We start from the raw sequence: 6,598 nt of genomic DNA, 5'->3' as shown, positions 1-6,598 counted from the left end.
TCGAGCCACTCGCACCGCTCGCGCTCGCGCCGCTCGCGGCGGACCGGTCGACCGAGGCGTACCCCTGCAGGAACGCGGCGGAGGCGGCCTGCGCCCACCGGCAGGGGCCGGAGGCGGTCTGCGCATTGCCGGCGCCGCCGACCGTGGGCACGTCGTGGAACCCGTCCTCCCGCTCGATGGAGCCGGCGGCGTAGTCGAACGAGCGCAGCATGCCGGCGACGTCGCGGGGCGCGAGGTCGGGCTCGCTGCGCTCGGCGAGCGAGCGCAGCGGCTCGCCCTCGAAATCGAGGATCACCCAGCCGGTGCCGCCGCGGCCGGGCACGTGCAGCACCTGGCCGAGGTGGTAGTCGCCGTGCACCCGCTGCAACGCCGGCCACCGCGCGCCCGCCGCGGTCGCGAACGTCGCCTCGATCCGCTCGGTGTACTCGGCGAGCGGGGGTGCCTCCCCGAGCGCGCCGACGAGCCGGGAGCGCCAGCCCCGCACGAGGGCCTCGCGCTGCGCGGGCGCGGCGTCGGCGGTCGGCAGCACGCGGGCCAGCGTCTCGTGCATCTGCGCGGTGGCGACCCCGAGGTCGAAGGCCGGGCCGGTGAAGTCGCTTCCGGTGCGGGCCGATTCGAGGGCGACCCGCCACGCGTCACGGGTGCCGGGCAGGAACTCCTGGCCGAACGCGAGGTGCCCGTGCCGGCGCGGCCCGCCGGTGGGTTCGGTCTCGCCTGCGGGCGCCGCCTCGACCGGGTCGGCCCAGTCGCCCGCGACGTGCCCGAGCGGGCGCGGCACGAGCGGGGAGCCGTCGGCGGCCAGCGCCGACTGCAGCACGACGTCGGGGTTCTCACCGGGGTGCAGCAGCCGGAAGATCTTGACGATCACGGGGGACGCGTCGCCGGAGCGGTCGGTGGTCTCGTAGATGATCGAGGTGTTCGACTGCTCCCCGGAAAGCACCCGGCTGGAGACGAACTCGACGTCGGGGCTCGCCGGGTGCGGGTGGCCGGTGACGGCGGGCTCGAGCGTGTTGCTCGCCGTGGCGCTCTGGGCCCGCACCTGCCCGCGCAGCAGCCCGAGCAGCGCGGCTGTGTACACAGGATCGTGTGCGGCGTCGTAGACGTAGCGGGTGCCGAGTTCGCCGTGCTCGATGGTGCCGACGAACCCGATGTCGGCGGCCCCCGTCAGCGGGGCGGACCGGTACGTCACCGGCACCTGGTACACGACCGGCTCCGGTGAACTCGTGTCGGCCTCGTCGAGCACGATGAGCGTCTCGACGCCCACCTCGCCCGCCGGGTCGTCGAGCCGGTACCCGCCGAGCCGCCGCAGCCTGGGGGTGCGGCCCTTTGCGGCGAACCAGCGCTGCCGCGGCATCCACGCGGCGAGCAGCTCGAGCTTGCTCGGCTCGAGCGTGGTCTGCATGACCTCAGCCATCGTCGTCCTCGTCCTGGGGCAGATCGACCCGCAACCAGAAGAAGTCGCGGGAACCGAGCGTGAGCGTGATCGAGCCGTCGGCGCCGATCCGGGGGAAGCGCGAGCCGCCGAAGATGTCCCGCACGCGGGCGCCGGCGAACCGCTGCGGCAGCGTCATCGTGCCCGACTGCGGCCGCGAGGAGAGGTTGTGCACGCACAGCACGGTCTCCGCGCCGTCGCGCCCGAGCGGTGACTCCTGCGCGGTGAGGTCGCGCACGAACGGCATGATCGTGTCGTTGTCGCAGTCGAGCATCTCGAACGTGCCGAGCCCGAAGACCGGGTGCGCCGCCCGGATCCGCAGCATGGCCCGCACCCAGTGCAGCAGCGAGGAGCCGCTGGCCATCTGGGCCTCGACGTTGACGTTGTTGTGGTGGTACACGAGCGACTGGATGACCGGCAGGTACAGCTTGCCGGGGTCGGAGCTGGAGAAGCCCGCGTTGCGGTCCGGGGTCCACTGCATCGGGGTGCGCACGGCGTCGCGGTCGGGCAGCCAGATGTTGTCGCCCATGCCGATCTCGTCGCCGTAGTACAGGCAGGGGGAGCCGGGTAGCGAGAGCACGAGCGAGTGGATCAGCTCGATCTCGGCGCGGGAGTTGTCGAGCAGGGTCGACAGTCGGCGCCGGATGCCGACGTTGGCGCGCATCCGGGGGTCGGAGGCGTACCAGCCGTACATCGCCGAGCGCTCCTCGGGCGTGACCATCTCCAGCGTCAACTCGTCGTGGTTGCGCAGGAACGTGCCCCACTGCGTGCCGCGCGGGATCGGCGGCGTGTCCTCCAGCGCCCGCCGGATCGGGGTGGCCTTCTCCTCGCGCAGCGCTGAGTACAGCCGCGGCATCACCGGAAAGTGGAAGCACATCTGGCACTCCGGCGACTCCTCGGTGCCGAAGTAGTCGACGACCTCGTTCGGCATCTGGTTCGCCTCGGCGAGCAGAATGCGCCCGGGGTACTCCTCGTCGACCATCGCCCGCAGCTTGGCGAGGAACTCGTGCGTCTTGGGGTGGTTCTCGCCGTTGTGCCCCTCCTCCTCGAACAGATAGGGCACGGCGTCGAGGCGGAACCCGTCGATGCCCAGGTCCATCCAGAACCGCACGACGTCGAAGATCGCCTCCTGCACCTTCGGGTTCTCGAAGTTCAGGTCGGGCTGGTGGGAGAAGAAGCGGTGCCAGAAGAACTGCCGGCGCACCGGATCGAAGGTCCAGTTGGAGACCTCGGTGTCGATGAAGATGATCCGCGCGTCGCCGTACTTGGTGTCGTCGTCGCTCCACACGTAGAAGTCGCCGTACGGCCCGTCGGGGTCGGACCGGCTCGACTGGAACCACGGGTGCTGGTCGCTGGTGTGGTTCATCACGAGGTCGGTGACGATGCGGATCCCGCGCGCGTGCGCCTGGCTGACGAGTTCGGTGAAGTCGACGAGCGTGCCGAACTCCGGCAATACCGCGGTGTAGTCGGCGATGTCGTAGCCGCCGTCACGCAGCGGTGAGGGGTAGAAGGGCGGGATCCAGATCGCGTCGACGCCCAACCACTGGATGTAGTCGAGCTTGCCGATGAGCCCGCTGAAGTCCCCGGAGCCGGTGCCCGTGGAGTCCGCGAAGGCGCGCACGAGCACCTCGTAGAAGACCGCGGTCTTGAACCAGTTCGGGTCGTACTTCAGGCCGGGCTGGGACAGCTGCAGCCCCTGCACCACCTAGAACCTCCTCACGTGGATGATGTGCACGGGCTCGGCGTCCCGACCGACCCGCACGAAGTTGTGCTGCCCCCAGTGCCAGGACGCCCCGGTGATGAGATCCTTGGCGACGAAACCCTCGTTCCAGTCCAGGCCCAGCGCGGGCATGTCCAGGTGCACCCACGTCTCGCGCGTCGTGTGCGGGTCGAGGTTGGCGACGACGATGATGATGTCCTCGGCCCCGCCGTCGACGTGGCGCTTGGAGAAGCACATGACGTTCTCGTCGTCGCACGGCTGGGCGCGCCAGTTGCGCAGCCACTGCAGCGCCGGGTGCGCCCGCCGGATCTCGTTGAGCGTGCGCAGGTAGTCGGCCATCCACAGCTGGCCCTCCTTGGGGCCGCCGGCTTCGTAGTCTTCCCACCCGCGGTTCTTGAACTGATACTTCTCGTTGTCGATCTGCTCCTCGACGCCCGGGCGGGGCACCGACTCCAGCAGCTCGTAGCCGGCGTAGATGCCGTAGGTCGGCACGAGCGTGGCGGCGAGCGCGGCCCGGGTCTTCCACGCCGTCGGCCCGCCGAACTGCATGTACGGCGTGAGGATGTCGTGCGTCGTCGGCCAGAAGCTCGGCCGCATGTAGTTCGCGGCCTCGCCCGACAGCTCGGTCATGTACTCCTCGAGCTCCCATTTCTGGTTGCGCCAGGCGTAGTACGTGTAGCTCTGCTGGAAGCCGACCTTGGCGAGCGTGGCCATCATCTGCGGCTTGGTGAAGGCCTCTGCCAGCCAGATGATCTCGGGGTGGCTCTGCGCGACGTCACCGATGAGCCACTGCCAGAACTCCACCGGCTTGGTGTGCGGGTTGTCGACGCGGAAGATCGTCACGCCGTGGTCGATCCACACCTGGATGACGCGGCGCACCTCGGCGTAGATGCCCGCCGGGTCGTTGTCGAAGTTCAGGGGGTAGATGTCCTGGTACTTCTTCGGCGGGTTCTCCGCGTAGGCGATCGTGCCGTCCGCGCGCGTGGTGAACCACTCCGGGTGCTGCGTCACCCAGGGGTGGTCGGGCGCGCACTGCAGCGCGATGTCGAGCGCGACCTCCAGGCCGAGACGCTTGGCCTGGGCGACGAAGAAGTCGAAGTCCTCGAACGTGCCCAGACTCGGTTCGATGGCGTCGTGGCCGCCGTCCTTGCTGCCGATCGCGTACGGGCTGCCCGGGTCCTTCGGGCCGGCGTCGAGGGTGTTGTTCGGGCCCTTGCGGTTGATCGTGCCGATCGGGTGCACCGGGGTGAGGTAGATGACGTCGAAGCCCATGTCGGCCACGGCGGGCAGCCGCTTCGCCGCGGTGCGCAGCGTTCCGCTGACCCAGTCTCCGGTCTCCTCGTCGAGGTAGCAGCCCTCGGAGCGGGGGAAGAACTCGTACCAGGCGCCGGTCAGCGCGCGGCGGCGCTCGACGAGCCAGTGGTACTCCGGGCTCGGGCTGACGTACTCGCGCAGCGGCCGGGTGGTCAGCTCGTAGGCCACCTCGCGGGAGGTGCCCGCGGCGAGCCGGGCCGCCGGGGTGCGCTGCTCGTCGCGCAGCGTGTCGACCGCGGCCCGCAACGTGCGCTGCGCCGCCTCCGGCCGGCCGTCGACCTGCAGCGCCCGCTCCAGCACGCGGGCGCCCTCCTCGAGCATGAGCTCGACGTCGACGCCGGCCTCGACCTTGATCGTCGCGTCGTGGTCCCACGTGCCGTACGGGTCGGACCAGCCCTCGACGCGATAGGTCCACACGCCCTCGCGGTCGGCGCTGATCGTGCCCTCCCACAGGCTCAGACCCTCGTTGGTGCGGGTCAGCGGCAGCGTGTGCTCGCCGCCGCTGGGGTCGGTGAGCACGATGTTCGCGTTCACCGCGTCGTGCCCCTCGCGGAACACCCGGGCGCTGACCGGCACCTGCTCGCCGACGACGGACTTCAGCGGAAAATCGCCGCCCTCGACGAGCGGGGTGACGCCCACCACGGGGATCCGCCCGATCGGCCGTTGACCGGCCCACGTCGCGGTGCCGGACACGGCCGGTGATCGCGACGACCCCGCCTCGGGCGCCAAGGGCCCCGCGGCCGACGCGTCGGCGACCCCGCTGTCCTGGTGGTCCTGCGTGCCCGGCTCGACTGTCACGGCCTCGGCGGTGGTGTCGTCCGGCTCGGGCGGCTCTGGCGCAGCTGACTGCGATGTCGTGGTGGTCACGACATCCGACGCTATCGGTTCGACGGGCCGGATGACACTTATCGGCTGGCCGCGTCGATCACCGGCCTCGACCGGCTCCTTCGGTGGGTCGAATATGCCACCGTTGGCAGGGCAGGAGGTGACCGGATGCTCGACCTACACCGGCTTCATGTCCTCGCCACACTCGCCGCCGAGGGCACGATGACGGCCGCGGCGGCGCGCTTGCATATGACGACGTCGGCGGTGAGCCAACACGTCGCGCAACTGGAGCGCGAGGTCAAGGTGCCCCTTCTCGTGCGCCACGGGCGTCGGGTGGTGCTCAACGAGGCCGGCCTCGCGCTCGTAGGTCACTACCCGAGCATCGCCGAGGCCGTCGAGGAGGCGGAGGCGCACGTGCGCTCCTTCCAGGTTGACGTGCACGGCACGATCGCGTTGAGCGCGTTTCCCAGTTTCTGCAGCACGGTGTTGCCGGACGCCCTCATGCGACTGCGCCGGGCCTACCCCGATCTGCACGTCACCGTGCGGGACATGGAACCGATCGAGAGCATTGATCACCTGTGCAGCGGCCAGATCGATGTCGCCGTGATCGACGACCTCCATCCGATGTCGGCCGAGGGCATCAGCCTCACGGTTCTCGCTCGCGACGAGGTGGTGCTCCTGCAGGCTCCGTCGCGGGACATTCCGACGTCGATCTCTGCGACGGCGCGGCTGCGCGATTACGCCGATGCCCCGTGGATTCTCGACACCGAGGCCAGCGCCTTCGCCAGGCACGTCCGGTCGCTGTGCCGGGCCGCGGGCTTCGAACCGAAGGTCGTTGCCAACTGCAGCAATCTGGTCGCCTCCCTGGGGCTCGTGCGGGCGGGCTTCGGCGTCGCGCTCATGAGCGAGCTCAACCTCGGAGCCGCCACGCGCGACCTGGACGCGCGCCCCGTCGACCCACCCTGTTCCCGGACGATCCTGGTCGCGACTCGCGTCGCCGCCGGCCAGGCGCCTTCGGTACAGGCGGTGATACGCGCCTTGCAGCGCACGACACGTGTCCGCCAGCACTCGGCCTCCTCCGGCTGATAAGTGACGCTAAATTGTCGCTCCAGTTCTTCGCGATGGACGCCGTCGACGGTCTCTCCATAGAGTGAAGAAGAAGGCGAAGCCAACCGTCGTGAGGGCTATTCGGCGGGGGTGCACTTCTTCTCCCTTTTCCTATTTTCGGCTGCGACGGCGCATGCCTGCTTGCGATCGCGGCATTCCGGAGGTGTGTCGTGACCGTCAGCGTTTTGGATCTCTTTTCG

4 protein-coding genes are annotated in these 6,598 nt (G+C 69.9%); 1 reads left to right on the top strand and 3 read right to left on the bottom strand.

Features of this window, described 5'->3' with window-relative positions:
- The 3 genes from PINTE_RS19740 to PINTE_RS19730 all read right to left on the bottom strand — a co-directional run.
- Nucleotides 1-1,414: maltokinase N-terminal cap-like domain-containing protein (locus tag PINTE_RS19740; protein WP_157087403.1), on the bottom strand; the 1,414-nt coding region annotated here is incomplete at its 3' end.
- Nucleotides 1,407-3,134, bottom strand: coding sequence for a maltose alpha-D-glucosyltransferase (gene treS / locus PINTE_RS19735; protein WP_068434075.1), 1,728 nt, complete (start codon nt 3,132-3,134; stop codon nt 1,407-1,409). The genes treS and PINTE_RS19740, both read right to left, overlap by 8 nt.
- A 3-nt stretch (nt 3,135-3,137) precedes the next feature.
- Complete coding sequence (locus PINTE_RS19730) at nt 3,138-5,333, bottom strand: alpha-1,4-glucan--maltose-1-phosphate maltosyltransferase (RefSeq protein WP_373280182.1); 2,196 nt, start codon at nt 5,331-5,333, stop codon at nt 3,138-3,140.
- Nucleotides 5,334-5,459: 126 nt separating this feature from the next.
- Here PINTE_RS19730 and PINTE_RS19725 point away from each other — a divergent pair, with 126 nt between their 5' ends.
- Nucleotides 5,460-6,377, top strand: coding sequence for a LysR family transcriptional regulator (locus PINTE_RS19725; protein ID WP_068434071.1), 918 nt, complete (start codon nt 5,460-5,462; stop codon nt 6,375-6,377).
- The last annotated feature ends 221 nt before the right edge of the window (nt 6,378-6,598 follow it).

Source organism: Piscicoccus intestinalis NBRC 104926 (assembly GCF_001515525.1).
Classification (GTDB): domain Bacteria; phylum Actinomycetota; class Actinomycetes; order Actinomycetales; family Dermatophilaceae; genus Kineosphaera; species Kineosphaera intestinalis.
This window is presented reverse-complemented; position numbering and strand designations above follow the sequence as displayed.

Bases quoted from the DNA above. Each gene is read 5' to 3' on its own strand.
- PINTE_RS19725 (WP_068434071.1), top strand. From the start codon at position 5,460: ATGCTCGACCTACACCGGCTTCATGTCCTCGCCACACTCGCCGCCGAG.